Raw genomic sequence first — 19,440 nt, forward strand, 5'->3', positions numbered from 1 at the left:
TCATGACAACATAGCGGAAAATGGATGTATTCGCAATTTTCGACACGGATCATCCGATTCCTATTCCTGTGTTGATCGATAGGTTTTCTTGTCCCGTTGGAGTTGATATTTCCTGACCGCTGCATTGTGTTCCGACAGGGTCTTGCTGAAGTGGTGCGACCCGTTCCCTTTGGCCACGAAGTAGAGATAGTCATGGTCTTCAGGTTGCGTCGCGGCCAAAAGTGCGTCGAGTCCCGGGGAACAGATCGGTCCCGGAGGAAGTCCGCGGATGACGTAGGTGTTGTACGGATTGGTCCTGTCCCGAATGTGGCTTCGCCGGATATTGCCGTCAAAGTCGGGTCCCAGGCCGTAGATGATGGTCGGGTCCGCCTGGATGAGCATCCGCTTTTTGAGACGGTTATGGAAAACTCCGGAAATTCGCCGCCGTTCCGAGATGTTGCCTGTTTCCTTTTCGATCAGTGATGCAAGGGTGACGATGGTGTTCATCTCCGCGAATTTTGGCAGCCCGTCAGGCCAGACCTTGGCCGCATTCCTGAAGAATTCCTTGAGCATGATTTCAACCATGTATCGAGACTGATCGCCCTTTGGCGGCGTGAGCAGATAGGTCTCGGGGAAAAGATACCCCTCGGCATTGGGAGCCTGAATGCCGTATTTGCGCAGCAGGTCGGGATCGGCCACGGCCTTGGCGAAGTTGTCCACCGTGCCGAGTTTGGCCGCTTCGATCTTTTCGGCAGTCTGCCACCATGTCAGGCCTTCCCGGATGGATGCCTTTTTCATGATTCCGGCAGAGGTGCTGAGTTCATGGAGAATCCGTTCCGGGGTCCAGCCCGTGGACAGCTTGAATTTTCCCGCCCGAAGCGAGGCGGTCTTTCCGTTTCTGCGGGCCAATTCGAGAAAACGGCGGGTATCGGTAATCAGCCCTTTTTCTTTGAGATTGGCGGAAATTGTCGTGAAAATCTGGCCGGGTTCGACGCGAAACAGGATGTCGCGTCCCGGGGATTCCGGTGGGACGGTCAGGAATTGGTTTTCCTGCCACGCCGAGTGTCCAAAGTACCTCCCAGCACCAAGCACTGCCAGGATGAGGACGCACAGGAGCGTTGTTATGATTGTCCGCTTTCGAACCATGAGCGTAGTATGATGACGGCTGCCTGGCTATCCAGGGCCATCTTTCGTTTTTTGCCGCGCAGGCCTGCGGCGTTGAGTTCTTCTTCTGCTTCCGCCGAGCTCAGCCGTTCATCCATCAGATGAATGGGCTGTTCAATCCGTCGTCCAAGGCTTGCGGCAAAATTTCTGGCCTGGCGCGTTGTCAGGGTGTCCTCGCCGTTTAATGCCAGCGGTAGGCCGACCACAACAACGTCAATTGCTTCATTTTGTATGATTTCGAGCAGTTCGTCAAAAAGGGCATTGCGCGACGTGCGGACAATGGTTTTCAAAGGCGAGACCAGTGTGCCGGTTCTGTCGGACACAGACAGTCCCACCCGTTTCAGACCGAAATCGATGCCGAGCGCGCGCATGTCAGTCTGCCTGTTTTGTTTGTGAAAGGATGGTATGAATGTCAGTGCCTCGTGTGTCCGTTTGCATGGTTTCTCCGTTGAAAAGTCCGCCTCAACAAAGCATTTGAGCGGATTCTGGTCAATTGAAAATTTCGGGAATTTTTGGCTGTCCCCGTGCGAAAGGTGCGAGAACGAGACGGTATTATGCCAAGGACAGCGATGAAAAAGGCCCCGAAACAGCGTGGTTTCGGAGCCTTTTGAAGTCGTATTGTTGCTATCGCGACGTCGGCGGCGTTTAGTTTTGCGCGCCTTTGCGTTCAACTTTTTCGAGCAATTCGTCGAGTTCCTTTTTCCATCGTTTGCCTCCCACGGCTTCGGCCAGATACTCCACGGCGTGGAGAACTCGGTTAGGCCGTTTCATCTGGAGCATGGAGCGTTTTATGCCGATCTTGCATGAGGGGCAGCCGACCACGATGGGTTTGTTACGGTCATGGCCAAGGTCGTTGGTGAGCTGATCCTGTTTGCGTTCCCGCAGCCGGTTGTAGATGCCGGGGGAGGTCAGGGCACCAAGACCCGATTCACCACAGCAGCCCGGAGAGAGTGTCACATCCGCGCCGGTCAAGTCGCCCAGAGCCTTCCGGTACATGTCCGGGGCCTTGATCTTGGGTGTATCGACCCATTCGGCGTGACAGGCTGCGTGGTAGACGATGGATTCGGACTGACGGATGGACGGCAGCCGTTCCATGAGAAACTGGACCACATCCATCTGTTTGAGCGGTTCTTCCATCTCGCCGGTGAAATCGTATCCTTCCAGAGATTCGCGACAGGTGCCACATGCCGTGAGCAGGGTCGTGGCCTTGAGACCCGCCTTGCCGGTCTTGACGAACAAGTCGAGGAATTCCTGGATGTTTCGATGTCGGTTGGTCTTGTATGCCTCTTCGCATCCCGAAGCGAGCAGCGGATAGCCGCAACACATGTGATGATCGGGCAGGACCACGTTTACCCCGGATTTGAGGAGCAAATAGACCGACGCCATGCCGATGGAATGGGAAAAGAGCGATCCGCCGCATCCCGGGAAATACAGGACGGTGTTGTCACTCTCGGCTCTGGGATTTTTGAGAACCGAGCCTTTGTCCAGTTCCAATGTTTCGGACAGGTTTTTGAAATCGATATGCGGACTGCGGCTCGTGATGATCGGTGATTCGATCCGGGAGAGCCAGCGTCCGGGGATCATTCCAAGGGTCTTGTCCTGCACGGACTGGCCGATGGACAGGAATTTGGCCACGACCGGCAGGTTGGCCGCCGGGTTTTTGGCCACGTTCCGCAGGACGATCTGTTTGAACTGATGGCCGGATTTGCCCTTTGAATCAAGGAAGGACCGCATAGACAAAGCCGCGCCAGCCGAGTCGATCTTGACGGGACAGGCTGCCTGGCATTTGCCGCAGGCCGTGCAGTGATCCATGAGATTGCGTAGTTCGGCCATGAGTGTGGGAGCTGGTTCGCCGGTCTGGACCTGCGAATAGTAAATGCCCTCGATGAGCGCGCCGAGGCTGATATTCTTGTTGCGCGGGTGGAACAGCAGTCCCTTGGCCGGGAGATACATGGGACAGACCTGTTTGCATTTGCCGCAGCGGGTACAGGTCTGGATGTTTTTCAACAATCCCATCAAGGCTTCCTTGTCCTTGAGTGCCGTGGCGTCTAGGTCCTTGATCAGCCGGTTGAATGAGAAGGTGAACGGCACACTCGGCAGTTCCCGCGCAGTGAGTTTGCCGGGATTGAGAATGGCGTTCGGGTCCACATCTTTTTTGTAGTCGGCCAGTGCCGTGATCTTTTCCTGACTCAGGAAAGCGATCTTGGTGATGCCGATACCGTGTTCGCCAGAGACCTGACCGCCCATCTCCAAAACCTTGCTCATGACCGTGTTTGCGGCTTCGTGGGCCGAGGCGAGCATTTCCGGGTCATTGGAGTTGACCGGCAGGTTGACGTGACAGTTGCCATCACCCGCGTGCATGTGGTTGGCGATGACGATGCGCCGGAGCTGCATGTCTTGCCACATGGCCTTGATTTCACGATCCAGCCGGGGGTAGGAGTCCCGCAATTTGAGGAACAGATACCGGCATTGGGCTTCCTGCTCGGTGTCGGAGAAATCATTGGACGTCACCGTGCCGCTCAGGATGTCGTCGATGCGCCCAAAGGCTTCCCGGATATCCGGGTCGTCGTCATTCACGCCATTCATGGCCCGCACTTTTTCCAGTGTCGTGCGATAGATTTTTGCCAGATAGATGAGGTTGAGGTCTTCCAGAAATTCGGAAAAGTCGGGAATGACATCCGTTGGAATAACGATGTCCTCATTGATTTTGAATCCGGACGTGCGTTTGGAAATGGCCGACAATTTGTGCCGGTCTTCCCAGAACAGTTCGGCTTCCTTGTCGTCACGGGCCGCAAAAATATCCACGCCGTCAAAGGGCTGGACAATGGCCAACACGTTTTGACAGGCAGTATCCAGTGCTTCCTTGTCATCGGAATCGAGCTGAAGGATGAGCACGGAAATGGGGTTGCCTTCATACTGGGTGGATTTGGTTTGGTAGTCGATGGCCTGGACATACTTGGGACCAAATTCTTCCAGCGCGGATATTTTGACCAGATCGCCTTCTTCTCGAATGGAGTTGCGCAGGGCGACCACATCCTTGATGACGAGCATGGCGTTGCGCATGGAGCGACCGAAAAACTCCAGACAGAGCACCCGCGAATGTTTCAGCACCGGGTAACAGACAAACTGGGCCACGGTGATGATACCGTCCGTGCCTTCCTTCTGCACGCCGGGCAGGCCGCCCAAGTACTTGTTGGAGACATCTTTGCCCAGTCCCTTGCCGCGAATTTCGCTGCTGTCGAGCGTCACGGTATCGATCTGGTGTCCGCTGTCGTCGAAAATTTCGAATGTCGCGGTTTCACCTTCATAAATCTTGTGCCGGGGATGGTCCTTGCGGCGAACTTCGATCAGCGAGCCGTCGGGTCTGACGATGCGATAGCTGAGGATGTTGTCGATGGTGGTGCCGTATTCAAAGGCAAACGGGCCACCCGCGTTTTCAGCAACGTTGCCGCCCAGGGATGAACCGGCCTTGGACGCCGGGTCCACGGTGAACAGCAAGTCCTTGTCCGCAGCGGCCTTGATGGCGTTCAGGGTGATGACGCCGGATTCGACCTTCATGGTCTGGTTGTCCGTGTCGATGTCCAGAATCTTCTTGAATCGGGACAGGGACAGAATCACGCAGCGGGCTTCGGCGGGAATGGCTCCGCCGGTCAGGCCAGTGCCGCCACCACGCGGGATGATGCCAAACTGCATTTCATTGGCGAGTCTGACGATACCCTGAATCTGTTCCTCGGTTTCCGGGAACAGAACGAGCATGGGCAGTTCCATCCGAAGGTCGGTGGCATCGGTCGCTGATTCCACGCGGGAATGGGCGTTGCTCCCGATCGTCTCTTCGGGCATGAACTGTTTCAGGCGTTTGATGATTTGATTGCGGAACGCGATTTCCCGGTCATACCGTTCCCAGAAAAGTTCGATTCCTTTTGCCAGAATCGTACTGAATTCTTTATCCAGAGACGGTTTGGACATATTCAATCGGCGGATGACCGATTTTTTGACCAATGCCGCGTCAATGAACGGGTTGTAGCGTACCAAAAATAATTCAGCGGCCAGGTTGGCGGCGAGTTTCTTAACATCCTCGGGCCAGTGCGCGTATTGCTCCATTTCTATGACGCCAAGGGCGCGCGAGATGAGCTGGTCGTCTGAAATCGAAATATGTGGTCCAAGCTGAGCCATGTCTTATTACTCCATAGAAATTGGTGAAGAGAGAGTAAATAAGCGGTTTTTTCTTGAATGGCAAGCTGCGAAACTGCGGGAGAATGCGAAAAAACCGCCATGTGCCGTGGTGCGGTTTCTGGACATTGTCCCGGCTCCGGTATACTGAACGACGACATTTTTTCATCTTTTTTTTCTACAGCTACCGTGTGAGGATACGCCATGAGCCTGTCAAAATTCGCATCACTCAAATTGTTCATTACCGGCCCGACCTATATTCGGGATGAAGTCAAAGCCGCAGCCGCATTGCCGGAATTCGGGCATCGCGATGCCGAAAACGAATTGCGCTTTGGCCCCATCCGTCGCCATCTGCGTACATTGGCCGGCTGTGGTGATGACTACGAGCCAATTCTCGTGCTTGGTTCAGGATCCTCGGCCATGGAAACGTCCATACGTTCTCTGGTTGCTGACGATGAAATCCTGCTCAACGTTTCCGTGGGGGCCTTTGGCGATCATTATCACGCCATCGCTCTCGCCAACGGCAAGCAATCCACCAATCTCAAGTTCGAATATGGACGGCCCATTGATCTGGTCGTTTTGGAGCACAAGCTCAAGGAGCTTCGGCCCGACGTGGTCTCTTTCACCCACAACGAGACATCCACCGGGGTGACCAACGACATGAAGGCCGTCTGTGCGCTGATTCGACAGTACGATGCCATGCCATTGGTTGACGGTGTGTCCATTTTCGGTGGGGCTGACATCGATCTCTCTCATTCCGGGGCCGCCATGTATGTGACAGCCACCCAGAAATCTCTCGCCCTGCCTGCCGGGTTCGGCATCGGATTCGTTTCTCGCGAAGCCGAAGACAAGGCCGCGACACTGACCAACAAGGGCCATGCCCACGACATCACGCGGCAGCTTGTCTGTGCCCGCAAGAATCAGACGTTGACCACTCCCAACGGGGCGCTTGCCAATCAGATGGCCGTTCAGCTTGACTCCATCGTCAACACCGAAGGCATTGAAAACCGGTTTGCCCGGCACATCACAATGCGTGGCATGGTCGAAGAGTGGGTTGCTACGCTCGATGGATTCGAGATGTTTGCACCAAAAGGATTTCGATCCGTTACCATGTCGTCCGTGGTCTGTCCCGAAGGCGTCACCCAGGCACAGCTCAAGGGAACGGTCAAGGAGGCCTTGCGCAGCAAAGGTTATCTCATGGATCCCGGATACAGCAAGCTCAATGCCCAACTCGAAAAACAGGGAATGCGACAGATTATTCGTATCGGGCACATGGGTGATATCACCCCGGACATGCTCGCCGAGTATCTCGTCGATCTCGAAGTGGAATTGAAAAAACTCTGATTCTGTTTGCGTTGTTTTCAGCCATCCAAAAACGTCCCGATCGCTTTTGCGTTCGGGGCGTTTTCTTGTTGTTTGTGACGGTTATTTGTCGAGGGGGAGATGTCTCCGACGGGCCTACCGGCGGTCTCCTTCGGAGAGACCAGGACGCTGTCCTGGACCTGCCAAAGGCCGAGGGCCTTTGGAATCCCATGTCGCCTGTCGGCGAGGGGTGCTCGAATGCGTGCGGTCGGGCCATGGAATGTCCGCGACAAAAAAGCGGGATAGCTTTCTTTTATTGGGAAGCTATCCCGCTTTTTTGTCGCGGACGGTTGCCGACGCTGCCTGTCTGGGTGGGCGAGCGCACTGGGAATGATGGCAGCGTGGTCTTTGTGTTTTGTTTGTAAGAGCCTCTTTGTTGACCACCCCTTGCGCGAAGCGCACCCAAAAAGTTTAGGAAAAGAGGAGGATAGGGGGTCTGGGGGAAAGGGAGAGAAAGAACCCTTTTCAAAGGGTTTGTCTCTCCCTTTCCCCCAGTCGCCGAAGGCATTCCCTTATTTTCTGGAAAGCAACCAGATAACGTGAACCAGTCCCGGGAAGTAGCCGAGGATGGTCAGCAGGAGGTTGACCCAGAATTGGAGTCCGAGGCCAACTTTGAGGAAGGCACCGATGGGTGGAATAAGGACCGAGATGATAATACGGATGATTTCCATGAGAACTCCCGTGAGAAAAAAGGTGATGCGATTCTCTCTGTATTAGCTGTTTTTGTGCCTTGGAGCAATCTTTTGTCACACAGTCGGGCTGTCTTCGGACAGAGAAGAGTCGAGTTCAAGCTGTTGGAGAAGCGAGGGAGCGAGGTCTTCGGTGAGCAGGGAATAGGGGATGGTGACGATCTGTTCGCCGTCGGCAAAGGACGCGACTTGATAGGGCGGGAAGAAAAAGACCAGTCCCTCGGGAGTCAGGATGAAGTGCTTGTAGTTTTCGGGCTTGGGAGCGGTTCCGGCAAGAATGGTCGGCTGATTTTCCGGGCCGAGTGAGCTGATGAGCGTGGCCTGACAGAGCTTCGCGATATTGGGCAGCGCGGATTCGGGATCGGTGAAAAGATCGTTCAATGTGAGCTGATGGCCGTCCACCAGATCGAAAATCCAGGTTTTTGGCCAATGGTTGGCGTGGGCACCGCCGGTGTACACACTGATATCGAGCTTGACCGAGGTGAATCGACGTGAGGCGGCGGGCCAGACACTGGAGTCCATGGCGAGTTCATATTTGTGGGGAAAGATGGACAGATCGTGCCCCGGATCGATCTTTTTGAAATCGAAAAGACGGTTTGCCACCCAGTCGCGAATGACGGCGTTGGCGTTGGGAGCGCAGAGCACGGGATAGGTGGCATCAACGACAAAACCGGCAGTTTCTTCGGCAATGTGAATTTTAGAGAGAACCTGCGGAGCGCATGGGGATTCGGCACAAAGTTGTGCCGGCCAGAAGAGCAGAAGGGCGACCGTGATTGAGACGAGCCGGATGGCGTTCATGGTATCTCCTTTATGCTTTGAGGCACAGTCTCCTTTGGCCCCAGACAGCCTGGCCCAGAGAGATGCACCCGTCGTTTGGCGGAAGCTGGCGGTGGACCAATGGAATCAATCCGGCGGCATCAAGGGCCTGTGGCAGTTCCGTGGCGAGAGTCAGGTTTTGCATGACCCCACCGGACAGCGCGACATGGTGGATATTTAATACCGAGGCAAAGGAGAACGCCATTTTGGTCAACCCGTTGATGAGTCCCCGATGGAACCGACGGGCGATGGTCGGAACGGGGGTGCCCTTTTCCAGATCCTCCACCACACACCGTACCAGAGAAAGCGTGTTCAGGGAAATGGGGGCATCAGATTGGAGGGGACAGGGATAGATACCTGTTTCGGTCATGTCCTGAACCTTTTCGAGGAGAATGGCAGCCTGTCCTTCATAATTGATGGTTTCGATCAGTCCGCAGAGCGCGGCCACTCCGTCAAAAAGGCGGCCACAACTGGAGGTCTTTGGCGTGTTGATGCCTTTTTTGAGAATTTGGGGGAGGAATCGGCTTTGGGCGGCAAAATTGGTGAGCCACGGCCATTGATATTTTCCTGGCTCCTTGATGCCAAGCTCCCAGAGAGCGGCCTGGGCGATGCGCCACGGTTCCCTGACCGCAGCTTCCCCGCCGGGTAACGCGATGTGAGAGAAGTGGGCCAGTCGTTGGTGATCCATTTCTTCTGGGACGACCATGAGACATTCACCGCCCCAGATTGTGCCGTCTTCACCATACCCCGTACCGTCCAGAGCCAGACCAATGGCCGGACCGGTGTGCTTGTTTTCGGCCAGATTGGCATAGATGTGGGCATAGTGGTGTTGGAGCGTCATGACCGGGATGTCCAGGGCCTTGCCAATGTCTTCGGCTAGTGTGGACGTCATGTAATCCGGGTGCAGGTCGCGAACAATGAGTTCCGGTTTGACTTGAAGGATATCCTGGAGGTGTGCCAGAATTTCGGTGTGAAATTCCAGTGTCTCCAGATTGGACATGTTCCCGATGTGCTGACTGGTGAAAGCCTGATCGTCTTTGGTCAGGGTCAGGGTGCATTTCAATTCGGGACCCACGCCGAGAACGGTTGGTCCTTTTTTCGGAATGAATACCGGGGCGGGAACAAAGCCTCGGGCACGGCGCATGAAAATCGGGTCCTGCGTGACGGGATTGACGCGGACCACGGAATCGTCTGTTCGGATGAGGATATCCCGGTTGTGAAAGAGAAAAACGTCTGCAATGTCGCCGAGTCGTTCGAGTGCTTCTTCGTTGTCCAGACAGATCGGCTCGGAACTCATGTTGCCCGAGGTCATGACCAGTGCAGGAATTTCGTGCAGGGTCACGGCGGCAAAATCGTGAAGCAGGATGTGGTGCAGCGGCGTGTAGGGAAGCATGATTCCCACGAAATTTGTGTCCGGGGCAACCTGTTTTGCCAAGGGGAAGGGATGGTGTTTGGCTGCAAGGACAATGGGCCTGTGACGGCCTGTCAGCCATTCCTGGTCCGCAGGCAGCATGTCGGCCAGATGTCGGGCGTGGTCCAATGTCGGCACCATGACAGCCAATGGCTTGTCTGGGCGATGCTTGCGTTCTCGCAGCGTGGTCACTGCGGTGTCGGACATGGCGTTGCAGACCAGATGAAATCCGCCGAGCCCTTTGACCGCAGCGATTTTCCCGTCGCTTAATGCCGTGGCAAGCTGCTTGAGCGCGTCGTCGTTTTTGGCGAGCGTGGTGCCTGAGCCATCCGTGAGCCAGACTGAAGGGCCGCAGTCCGCACAGGCGTTGGGTTGGGCGTGAAACCGGCGGTCCAGCGGATTTTCATATTCCTGCTGACAGTCTGGGCAGAGCGGGAAACAGGCCATGGATGTCTGTGGGCGGTCATAGGGAATGGACCGGGTGATGGTGTAGCGTGGGCCGCAATTGGTGCAGTTGGTGAAAGGGTATCGATAGCGGCGGTTGGTCGGGTCGAGAATGTCGTCGAGACAGTCCTGACAGGTGGCGACATCCGGGCTGATGAGCACGGAATGCCCGACTCCGCCCGTGGATTTGAGGATGATGAAGTCCTCTTCACCGAGGACTACAGGGATGGTTTCCTGCTTGAAAGTGACGATTTTTGCCAATGGTGGCAGCGTATTTTGGAGCGCATGGGAAAAGGCGGTCATCTGTTCGGGGAATCCCTGCACTTCGATGAGCACACCGGCAGAGGAATTGTTGACCGTGCCGGACACAGCCGTGTCTCGTGCTATTCGGTAGACGAACGGGCGAAATCCAACGCCCTGGACCTGTCCGGTAATGGTGAATTTCTGCCGTATGGGAGTCATGGGAAGTGCATACAATCCCTCGGCGTCGAGTGCAAGGGAATCACTGTTTTTTGAGATACTTCAATAAACTTCGGATTCTCCCGCTGATGATTCTGGAGGGTGCAAAGGAGAGTTCCCGGTCCGGGGCCATGGTGAATCCGGTGGGGTCAAAGTCCGAAGGATGGGCCAGCGGAAAATGGAGGGCTTCCAGATGTGCGCCAGGTTTGTTGCGGGAGATGGCTTCGGTCCAGAGCGGGACTTGATCCGGGGTGAGGCCGAGGAGCGAGTAGATGGCGGTGTCCACGGCAATGTCGTCAGGACAGGCAGCAAGGAGGTTGAGCGGGAACAGCTCGCCGTCAATGGGACCATTTTTGTGCATGGCGTGAATTCCATCCACAAGATGGTGGCATTGAGGCAGTGCGGTAGAGACGTCCATGAGCATGGCTTGGAACAAGGCCCGGTCGTGTCCCAATCGATTGTGGGCCAGTGCCTTGCGAAACCCGACCACACAGCCGAAGAGATTCTTGACTGCACAGGACATGACCATTTGGCCATGAACCTTGAGTTTCGGGATGTTGAGGATGCGATCGGCTTCCAGCGCGTTTTGGGATATGCCAATGTGTCCGCCCTGTGTCAGGGGCAGCGGGACCGCCTTTTTCAGTCCGACGACAGAGAGTCCGAGCGGGGCGAGAGCCTGTGCCAGCCCTGAGTTGCGAGCGACGTAGGACGCGGGACCGATGGCCGGGGAATCGGCCACGGTGATATGAGCACCGTGGTCCAGAAGCCAGCCGCAGACGGTCTTGACCACGGCGGGATTGGACGTGCTGTGTCGGGCATTGCGGCCATTGACAAGATTTGGTTTGACCAGAACGCGCTGGCCCGGAGTGACGTGCAGTGCGGACGCTGCAAAGACGTGGTCCACGGCGGTTTCGAGCGTGGCGTGGGCGTATTCCGGGACATGAAGCATGGCAACAGGAAAATTCATGGTGCGAAGTATAGGTGGGGGATCGGGTGTTGACAAGAGAAAGCGGTTGCATCCGAAGCCGGGAAAGGCGAGAATGTTTGAATGCATACATTGATTTCATTGACGGATGTCACCGTCACTCGGGGAGGTCGGACGTTGCTTGGTCCGCTGTCGTGGACGCTCAAGCGGGGAGACCATGTGGCCGTGACCGGGGCCAATGGGGCTGGAAAAACCACTTTTCTCACAGTGGTTCGAGGCGATATTTTGCCTGATTCCGGCGGGAAACGGGTTTATGATTTTGGACAGGGCGCGCAGACGTCTGTTCTGGGCATTCGCCAGCGAATAGCCATGGTCTCGGCGGATATGCAGGATTTTTATGATCTGCATACACCGCATGTGACTGGGCGGAATGTGATTTTGGCCGGATTTTTTGACACTCCTATATTATATGATGAGCCGACATCGGAACAGGAAGACGCTGCGGCCCGGATCGTCGAGGTCTTGGCTCTTCATGAACTGGCGGACAGTCAGGTCGGGACCATGTCCACCGGGCAGTTACGAAAAATTCTTGTGGCACGGGGGCTGGTTTCGCACCCGGATGTCCTCTTGCTGGACGAGTGCCTGGACGGACTGGATGCTCCGTCGAGAAATGAGGTGCTGCGGTTGCTGAATCGTGCGGGAGAGTGGACCACGTTGATTTGTGTGGCGCATCGGGCCGGGGATGTGCCCGAGTGTATCAATCACGCCATGACACTGGATCACGGGCATCTCGTCGCGCAGGGGCGTAGAGAGGATGTGTTGTCGGCATTACAATCTCAGGCCCCGGCTCTTGTTGCTTGTGACATGCCTGCGCCGGTGATTGATTTAAATATGGAGTATCTTTTGCGCATGGAGCATGTGTCTGTGGTTCGGGATGGGATTCGGCAACTTCATTCCATCGATTGGGAGATCCTGCCCGGTGAACAGTGGATGGTGGTCGGCGCAAACGGTGCCGGGAAATCCACGTTGCTCAAGGTGATATTGAGTGAAGTTCCGCCCTATGCCGACGATGAAGAGGGCGTGGGTCACATTCATCGTTTGGGTGGGCTGACTATGGATGAGGCTCGTCCGCTGATTGGGGTGGTCTCACCGGACTTTCAGGCACGATATGCCCGGGAGCTTGGTTGGGAGGTGACGGCTGAAGAAACGGTCATGTCCGGTTATCGTGGAAGCGTCGGCATGTTGGATGAACCCACGAGCCGGGAAAAGCTCGGTGCGGCGCAGTGGCTTGAGATGGTCGGGCTGGCCGGACTGGGGGACCAGCGACTTCGTCATATGTCCTATGGGCAACAGCGAAGGGTCTTTTTGGCTCGGGCCATGGCGCCGGGACCACGGCTGTTGCTGCTGGATGAACCGTTGTCCGGACTGGACAGCGTGTCTCGTGCGTTCATGCGGGAAAGAATCCAGGAAGTGGCGGCATCGGGAACCCCACTTGTTTTGGTGACGCATCATGCCGATGATCGGGTCCCGTGTATCAATAGGATTTTGGAATTGGATAAAGGTCGCGTCAAATTTTGTGGATTGGCTCATAAATATGTAATGGGATAATTGAAGAAGTCAGTTTTTTGGGGTGAAATGCAATAAAAAATAAAAAAAGCTTGACAACTTCTGTTTTTTTACATGAAAGTCTTCGTGAATGTACCAGCGGAGCCCATGGGGGCGCGGTCTAAATGTTGGCCCGTGCTGGTTGGAAATAGAACAGGTATATCGAGAAGCAGTGTGCGCATCGTGTACACTGCTTCTTTTTATGTATCGATGCACGTGCATCATATCACTTTTTTTCAGGAGTTTATTATGTCCAAGAATATCTACGTCGGCAACTTGCCCTGGTCCTCCACCGAAGACGAAGTCCGTGCAGCTTTCGAAGCTTACGGCCAGGTCTCTTCCGTCAAATTGATCGAAGATCGTGAAACCGGCCGTCCTCGTGGCTTCGGTTTTGTCGAGATGGATGACGATTCCAGCGCTCTCGAAGCTATCGAAGCTCTGGACGGCAAGGACTTCGGCGGCCGTAACGTCAAGGTCAACGAAGCCAAGCCCCGCGTGGAGCGTCCTCGCTGGTAGTTTTTAGCTACTCAGCGTAAGATGGCTATGAAAGCCCGTCTCTCTTTCGGGAGGGACGGGTTCTTTTTTCCGATTCTTTCAGGAATCGGGTGTATTTTTAACTCGGAGGTTGCCTTGGCAAAACCCAATTACAAGTTCGCAAAGCGTCAGAAAGAATTGGCGAAGAAAAAGAAGAAAGAAGAGAAGCGACAACGCAAATTGGCCAAGGCACAAGGACTCGGTCAATCGACTGAATATGACGAGACCGATGAAGCGGTGGACAGCGATTCTGACAATGCCGTGACCGGTGAAGTCGAAGCTGACAAGGATACCGCGTCCTAGCTGAATGAAGACCTCTGGGGAAAAGAGTCATTCGGATTGCCAATAGCCCGATCTATGGGTATCTTTCAGTCTCAACTCATGGAGGCTGTCGTGCGATGTGAAGGCAAGGTGACATGGTTTAACGAGCAGAAAGGGTTTGGATTCATTGTTGATGAAAACGGACAGGATTTTTTTGTTCATTATACCGAAATCATGCGTGAAGGGTTTCAAACCCTGGAGCCTGGTGAACGGGTGACCTTTGGTTGTATCGACGAGGAAAACGGTCCCAAGGCGGTTGAAGTCCGTCTGAAAAACGACATTTCCCCGTCGATGTTTTTATAATTTATCCCAATCCCATGCCCGGTTTCATTTCGAGACCGGTCAAATCCGTTTCATAACCGCCGAGGTCCTTGATCTTGGCCTTGACGTCGTCTCTGCGAATCGTGGCGATGAGTGTCTGTATGCGTTCATCTTCAATATATTCTGTTGGAATGACGAGGTCGTAGCGTTCATGTGCCAGCGGGGCAAAGTCGAGGTCCAGTGCCTTGGCTGCGGCAAAGATGCCCAGCCCGCAGGACGCTGCGCCGGTCAGGACGTTGACTGCGACCGCCATGTGCGTGAATTCTTCATTATCATAGCCTTGGACGTCTCGGGGAGCGATTCCCGCCTTTTTCAGATGATGATCCAACAATATTCGGGTTCCAGCCCCGCGTTGACGGTTGATGAAGGTGACGTCTTCACGCATCAGGTCAGTCACGCCCGTGATATCGAGCGGGTTGCCTTTGGCGACGATGAGTCCCTGATGCCGGATGGCGAGATTTATCAGCGTCACATCCAGATCGGGCAGGTATCGATCAATGAACGGAAAGTTGAAGTCGTTTGTTTCAGGATCAAACAGATGTGAGCCGGCAAACAGTGCCGAACCGGCCTTGAGCGCGGTCAGACCGCCCATGGACCCTGCGTGACTCGAAACCAGACGCATGGGCACGGTGGTCAGCCCCATGAGCTCATTGGCCAGTAGATCAAGTGTATTGTCATGACTGCCCACATGGACCAGCACCCGATCGAGGTCTGCCTGTGGAACCAGCAGCTCCGCGTTCAGGGATTCTCCCTGTTCAATGCCTTCCTTTTCTTCTGGTATATAGGCCACGGCCTGAGCCTTGGTCATGGTGGTTATCATGCCTGCGCCGCGAGCGAGTGGGGCGGCGACAACGGTTTCGCCGATACGACCGGCTGCCAGGCGGATGGCTTCACGCATTCCGGGTTTGGATGGTGTTTTTCGGGCCAGGGTGATGTCGGCCATATGCCGTTCCGGCACGGCCTTGCCCATGAGCCAATGAAGGATCGGGGCCAGAATCTTTTCATGACAGACAATGGCGGAGACCGGATATCCCGGTGCGCCCACCAGCAGTCGTCCCGGATACCCACTTCGTTCGTCGGTCATGGCGAGGAGCGTGGGCTTGCCCGGCATGACTGAAATGCCGTGGACAAGCACCGAACCGATGGATTCGAAAACCCGTTTTGAATAGTCCTTGCTGCCCGCACTGGACCCTGCGCCCACGATCACCACATGACAGCCGCTTTTCAGTCTGTCCAGGACTGCGGAGCGGAGGGTGTCCTCATTGTCCGGGACCGGTGCGGACCATGTGGCGTCCAATCCCCATGCGTCGGCATAGGCCTTGAAAACCTGCGAGTTCGACTCGATGACCTGTCCGGCCTGCGGTTCGGGTTTGTCGAGAAAATTCAAGACCTCATCGCCAGTCGGCAGGAAGACCGCCTTGACCTTTTCCCTGACCTCGATTTCATAGATGCCTGCGGAAAGAAGTGCGCCGATATCAGACGGCGTCAGCTCCCGGTTTTGCGGAATCAGTAATTCCGTGGCGACAATGTCTTCACCGATGCGGCGGACGTGCTGCCAGGGAAAGGCCGGGGTGTCGATCAGGACAGTTTCTTCGTCTTTTTGGACCACGTTTTCGATCATGATAACCGCGTTGGTCCCGGCAGGCATGGGGTTGCCGGTGTTGACGAATTGGAATTGGTCCGGGTGCTGCAAGGCCACGGGAGCGTCTTCCCGGGCTGCGAAGGTGGCGTCCGCCTGGATGGCGATGCCGTCCATGGCGGCAGCATGAAAAGTCGGGGACGAGCATTTGGCAAAGATGGGGGCCGTTGTGACCCGCCCAGCCGCTTTATGGGTGGCGAGCCTTTCTGTGCCCATGAGTTGTGTTCGATTGAGAGATTCTTTGGCCAGAGCGACAGCCTGTTCCGGCGCGATGGTCTCCAGATAAATATTCCGTTTCGTCATTCTGATAACTCCTTAGCTTTCGCATGAGATGGGGGTTTCCATCCCGAAAAACCGTGAGAAACCGCGTTGAACCCGTGCGTTTCGGTGACATGTCCGAAACGCACATGGAACAACCGGCGGGGTGGAAATTGTCATAGAGGGCCGTTTTGTCGAGTCCGGCCCTGCGTGAAAGAGCGCGGTGCTAATCGTGCTGGAACTCGCCATTTCGATAGATGACCAGTTCTTCGCCGCCTTTCAAGGTGGCCGTGACGGTTTTTTCTTCGGTATTGACCAAATCCCAGTGCAGGGCGGAGTCGTTGAACCCGAGTTCGGATTTTTTGGCCGCGTCGAGCGTGGATTGATCGCCGGCATAGGTGTCCGCGTATGATGCGCCGACAGCCACATGGCAGTTGCCGTGTTCTCCGCCAAAGTTCTCATCAAAGAGAGTATTGGCCATGAACGCGTTGATTTTTGAGAATCGACGGTCAGTCAGGGAGAATTCGCCAAGTCGGTTGGCTCCTTCATCGAGCGTGAGCTGTTTGGCAACGAAGTCACCGCCGGTTTTGGCCTCGGTTTTGACTGCCACACCGTTTTCAAAGGTAAGTTTGACGCCTTCGACAAAGTTGCCAGATCGGAAAGATGGCTGGTCTGCGTAGTAGACGCCTTCAGTTCCGCGCCAGTCAGGGGAAAGGAAAATTTCAAATGACGGGATGTTGTGTCCTGAAACGCCGAGCCATTGGCGATCCTTTCCAGGCACGACCGTGAGATCGGTGTTGGTTGTTTTGACATTGAGATGTTCGATATCCAGGTTGTTGAGCCATCCTTTGACTTTTTCGGCCTGTTCGAAAATCTCGGCCCATTTGGCCGGTGGGTTTTCCGTGTCCAGAAAACAGGCTTTGAGTACCTGCCTCTTGAATTCGTTCATGGATAAATCTGCGGCTTCGGCAAGGGCCTTGGTCGGATAAATGCACAAGGTCCAGCCGAATTCGCCGGTCTGTTCCCGTTTTTCCATGATATCGCGCATGAATTTTCGCGCCACGGCCGCCTGGCCGATCCGTTTTGGGTCCACGGCCTGAAGGTGGGTCAGGGACGCGGGGGCGATCAGTGAAATCAATCCGTTCAAGTTGCCGATGAATTCGGTGTCGCCAGCCGGGATGGCCGTGAGTTGATTTTCGGTGCCCTTTCCATAAAAAGACACTTCCATGGAAGATGTCATATTTTGGCGCGGGATCGGGTTGATTCCTTTTTCAAGAAGCAGTTCGAACATGACTTCGGCAAGAGGCAGGGCGTCCGCATCGAATCGGAGCAGTACGAAATCACCGGGCTTGTACGGTTTTGTGCGGGCGGTGGACAATCCCCACCACATGGTTTCAGCATATTTTCTCAGCTCTTTTTCTGTAAACATGTATATCCTCGTTCGTTTTTTGAGGGGTGTTTTTGGGAGGGCAGGATAAACAAGTATGGAGCGTATCACAACCTTCTTGAGCCTTGTGCCGAATTGTGCGTTATTTGAAAAGCGGTTTCATGTCTTGACACAGGACCTCCTTGGTTATATCAGCAATTCGTGTCTGGCTTTTTTGGCCGGATTAATTACGAATGAGTGTGCTGATGATTCTTAATATGATTGGCTACACACAAGAACTGGCCCGCACCATGGGCGTCCCAAATTATTTTCTGGAGGAAAAAATGGGCTACACTATCACTATCGACACAGACAAGTGCACCGGCGACGGCGAATGCGTAGACGTTTGCCCCGTTGAAGTTTACGAACTTCAGGACGGCAAAGCCGTTGCAGTCAACGAAGACGAATGTCTTGGCTGTGAGTCCTGCGTTGAGGTTTGCGAATCCGACGCTATCACTGTCGAAGAGAACTAGTCTTTATTGTATCGAATATGGTTTAGGGAGCAGCCATTATGGTGCTGCTCCCTTCCATTTCCTGCTTGTGGCGTGTGCCGCCTTTCATCGCCTCCGGGCGTCTTTTTTTATCTATACAGTGCGTTTGTCGTTTTTCTTGCTGTGAAACGGTTGACGCCTGTCTTTCACGACTTAATTTAACGTGACACCATATCATTCCAACGACGCACCTATGGGTGCGAATTTGACGAGGAGCATCTAGAATGGCGCTTGATTTTACAGAGTATTTTGAAAAGTACGAAGCCATCGTGGCTGAGGTCGATGCCGTTTTCAAGACGTTTGAAAATGAAATGGGCGATCTGGTCAAGTGCGGCAAGGGATGTAGCGACTGTTGTTACGCCCTGTTTGACGTGACATTGGTCGAAGCCATGTATATCAACGCCAAATTCAATGAGAAATTTTCTGGCCTTGAACGATCGCAGATCATGACCCGGGCCGACAAGGCAGATCGGCAGATCCACAAACTCAAGCGGAAGATATACAAGGCGAGCCAGGCAGGACAGGCAACCAACGAAATTTTGCTGGAAGTAGCCAAGGCCCGCGTGCGGTGTCCTTTGCTGAATGATGAAGGGCTGTGTTCGATCTATGAGAACAGGCCCATTACATGTCGTTTATACGGTGTGCCTACCTCCATCGGCGGCCAGGCACATACGTGCAGCATGTCCGGATTCAAGGGTGGCGAGAAATATCCCACCGTGAACATGGATATCATCTTGGACAGACTTCTTTCCATCGGCAAGGAATTGCAGGAAGGCATTGGAAGCCGTTTCGATGAATTGAGTGAAATGCTGCTGCCTTTGTCCATGGCGTTGGTTACCGACTACGATGAGCAGTATCTCGGAGTGGGTGAGGCCGTGAATTTGACCGTTCCCAAAAAACAGGTCGATATTCTGGAACAGACGCCGCCCAAGAAAGTTGTCGAACCCGACGCCCCCAAGCCTGAAGCCTGTGCGACTTGCACGCAATCCGGGGCGGCCTGCGAGTCGTGTGGTGAGATGATCGTGCTTGGTGGAGAGGAAAAGTGATGTCCACGCCAAATCGCTATGAGGACATGTCCGATCAAGACATCGAAGATCGTAAACAGTACATGTACGAAAAGATGTCCAAGCGGCGTCGCAAATTCGTTGATCGCATGGGATATGAAAAATGGGACCCGTTCGCAGCTCCATTCGATCCCATTGATATCCGTCAGGACAAGACCGGCTATACTTCGGCTGAACTTTCCCAGTTGTTCATTCGGGAATCGGGCAAGCACGACAATCAGGAATATATCGACCAGGTGAATGAGTTTAACGTCATGATGGTTATGAATTTTGAAAAAGTTCGTCCTATTTATGATTTTTGTCTCTGGTATGCAGAACATTGCAAAAAACACGGTATGGAACCGTAAGAAGGATACAACGCC

The 19,440-nt window shown here is 54.5% G+C and carries 17 protein-coding genes; 8 read left to right on the forward strand and 9 right to left on the reverse strand.

The window, feature by feature from the left end:
- Positions 1 to 60 precede the first annotated feature (60 nt).
- The 3 genes from mltG to GO013_RS08850 form a co-directional block, all read right to left on the reverse strand.
- On the reverse strand, positions 61 to 1,125 hold the full coding sequence (gene mltG / locus GO013_RS08840) for an endolytic transglycosylase MltG (RefSeq protein ID WP_163810250.1): 1,065 nt from the start codon (positions 1,123 to 1,125) through the stop codon (positions 61 to 63).
- Positions 1,101 to 1,514 carry a Holliday junction resolvase RuvX gene (ruvX, locus tag GO013_RS08845; RefSeq protein WP_163810252.1) on the reverse strand — a complete coding sequence of 138 codons (414 nt, stop codon included), beginning with the start codon at positions 1,512 to 1,514 and terminating at the stop codon, positions 1,101 to 1,103. Before ruvX ends, mltG begins: the two co-directional genes overlap by 25 nt.
- Positions 1,515 to 1,788: 274 nt before the next feature.
- Positions 1,789 to 5,316: an FAD-binding oxidoreductase gene (locus GO013_RS08850; RefSeq protein ID WP_163810254.1), complete on the reverse strand. Its 3,528-nt coding sequence runs from the start codon at positions 5,314 to 5,316 to the stop codon at positions 1,789 to 1,791.
- Between the two features lie 201 nt (positions 5,317 to 5,517).
- Between GO013_RS08850 and GO013_RS08855 the strand changes: the two genes are divergently transcribed.
- Positions 5,518 to 6,657 carry an aminotransferase class V-fold PLP-dependent enzyme gene (locus GO013_RS08855; protein ID WP_163810255.1) on the forward strand — a complete coding sequence of 380 codons (1,140 nt, stop codon included), beginning with the start codon at positions 5,518 to 5,520 and terminating at the stop codon, positions 6,655 to 6,657.
- 530 nt (positions 6,658 to 7,187) lie between these two features.
- On the opposite strand, the gene GO013_RS08860 is transcribed toward GO013_RS08855, so the two are convergent.
- The 4 genes from GO013_RS08860 to GO013_RS08875 form a co-directional block, all read right to left on the reverse strand.
- Positions 7,188 to 7,346, reverse strand: a complete 159-nt coding sequence (locus tag GO013_RS08860; RefSeq protein ID WP_163810257.1) for a YqaE/Pmp3 family membrane protein — start codon at positions 7,344 to 7,346, stop codon at positions 7,188 to 7,190.
- A 75-nt stretch (positions 7,347 to 7,421) separates the two neighbouring features.
- Positions 7,422 to 8,162: a DUF3298 and DUF4163 domain-containing protein gene (locus GO013_RS08865; protein WP_163810259.1), complete on the reverse strand. Its 741-nt coding sequence runs from the start codon at positions 8,160 to 8,162 to the stop codon at positions 7,422 to 7,424.
- Between the two features lie 10 nt (positions 8,163 to 8,172).
- A complete protein-coding gene (gene hypF, locus GO013_RS08870; RefSeq protein ID WP_163810261.1) occupies positions 8,173 to 10,497 on the reverse strand; it encodes a carbamoyltransferase HypF in 2,325 nt (774 codons plus the stop codon).
- A gap of 40 nt (positions 10,498 to 10,537) precedes the next feature.
- A complete protein-coding gene (locus GO013_RS08875; RefSeq protein ID WP_239057806.1) occupies positions 10,538 to 11,548 on the reverse strand; it encodes a DUF362 domain-containing protein in 1,011 nt (336 codons plus the stop codon).
- On the opposite strand from GO013_RS08875, the gene GO013_RS08880 reads away from it, so the two are divergent.
- From GO013_RS08880 to GO013_RS08895, 4 genes are all read left to right on the forward strand, one after another.
- Positions 11,543 to 13,027, forward strand: a complete 1,485-nt coding sequence (locus tag GO013_RS08880; protein ID WP_163810263.1) for an ATP-binding cassette domain-containing protein — start codon at positions 11,543 to 11,545, stop codon at positions 13,025 to 13,027. The two genes, GO013_RS08875 and GO013_RS08880, sit on opposite strands and share 6 nt — an antisense overlap.
- 246 nt (positions 13,028 to 13,273) lie before the next feature.
- Positions 13,274 to 13,540, forward strand: coding sequence for an RNA-binding protein (locus GO013_RS08885; RefSeq protein WP_163810265.1), 267 nt, complete (start codon positions 13,274 to 13,276; stop codon positions 13,538 to 13,540).
- Between the two features lie 114 nt (positions 13,541 to 13,654).
- Complete coding sequence (locus GO013_RS08890) at positions 13,655 to 13,861, forward strand: hypothetical protein (RefSeq protein WP_163810267.1); 207 nt, start codon at positions 13,655 to 13,657, stop codon at positions 13,859 to 13,861.
- 90 nt (positions 13,862 to 13,951) lie between these two features.
- Positions 13,952 to 14,182: a cold shock domain-containing protein gene (locus tag GO013_RS08895; protein WP_343219556.1), complete on the forward strand. Its 231-nt coding sequence runs from the start codon at positions 13,952 to 13,954 to the stop codon at positions 14,180 to 14,182.
- 1 nt (position 14,183) lies between these two features.
- On the opposite strand, the gene GO013_RS08900 is transcribed toward GO013_RS08895, so the two are convergent.
- Positions 14,184 to 16,142 carry a molybdopterin biosynthesis protein gene (locus tag GO013_RS08900; protein WP_163810269.1) on the reverse strand — a complete coding sequence of 653 codons (1,959 nt, stop codon included), beginning with the start codon at positions 16,140 to 16,142 and terminating at the stop codon, positions 14,184 to 14,186.
- A 181-nt stretch (positions 16,143 to 16,323) separates the two neighbouring features.
- Entirely contained in the window at positions 16,324 to 17,526 is a 1,203-nt protein-coding gene (locus GO013_RS08905; protein WP_163810271.1) for an aminopeptidase, read from the reverse strand.
- 281 nt (positions 17,527 to 17,807) lie between these two features.
- On the opposite strand from GO013_RS08905, the gene GO013_RS08910 reads away from it, so the two are divergent.
- The 3 genes from GO013_RS08910 to GO013_RS08920 all read left to right on the forward strand — a co-directional run bounded on the left by GO013_RS08910 (position 17,808) and on the right by GO013_RS08920 (position 19,425).
- Positions 17,808 to 17,996, forward strand: a complete 189-nt coding sequence (locus tag GO013_RS08910; RefSeq protein WP_128330002.1) for a ferredoxin — start codon at positions 17,808 to 17,810, stop codon at positions 17,994 to 17,996.
- A 242-nt stretch (positions 17,997 to 18,238) separates the two neighbouring features.
- On the forward strand, positions 18,239 to 19,060 hold the full coding sequence (locus GO013_RS08915; protein ID WP_163810273.1) for a YkgJ family cysteine cluster protein: 822 nt from the start codon (positions 18,239 to 18,241) through the stop codon (positions 19,058 to 19,060).
- The gene (locus GO013_RS08920) at positions 19,060 to 19,425 is read left to right on the forward strand and encodes a hypothetical protein (RefSeq protein ID WP_163810275.1); all 366 of its coding nucleotides are present in this window, start codon (positions 19,060 to 19,062) and stop codon (positions 19,423 to 19,425) included. Before GO013_RS08915 ends, GO013_RS08920 begins: the two co-directional genes overlap by 1 nt.
- The last annotated feature ends 15 nt before the right edge of the window (positions 19,426 to 19,440 follow it).

It is taken from the genome of Pseudodesulfovibrio sp. JC047 (assembly GCF_010468615.1).
GTDB lineage: Bacteria > Desulfobacterota > Desulfovibrionia > Desulfovibrionales > Desulfovibrionaceae > Pseudodesulfovibrio.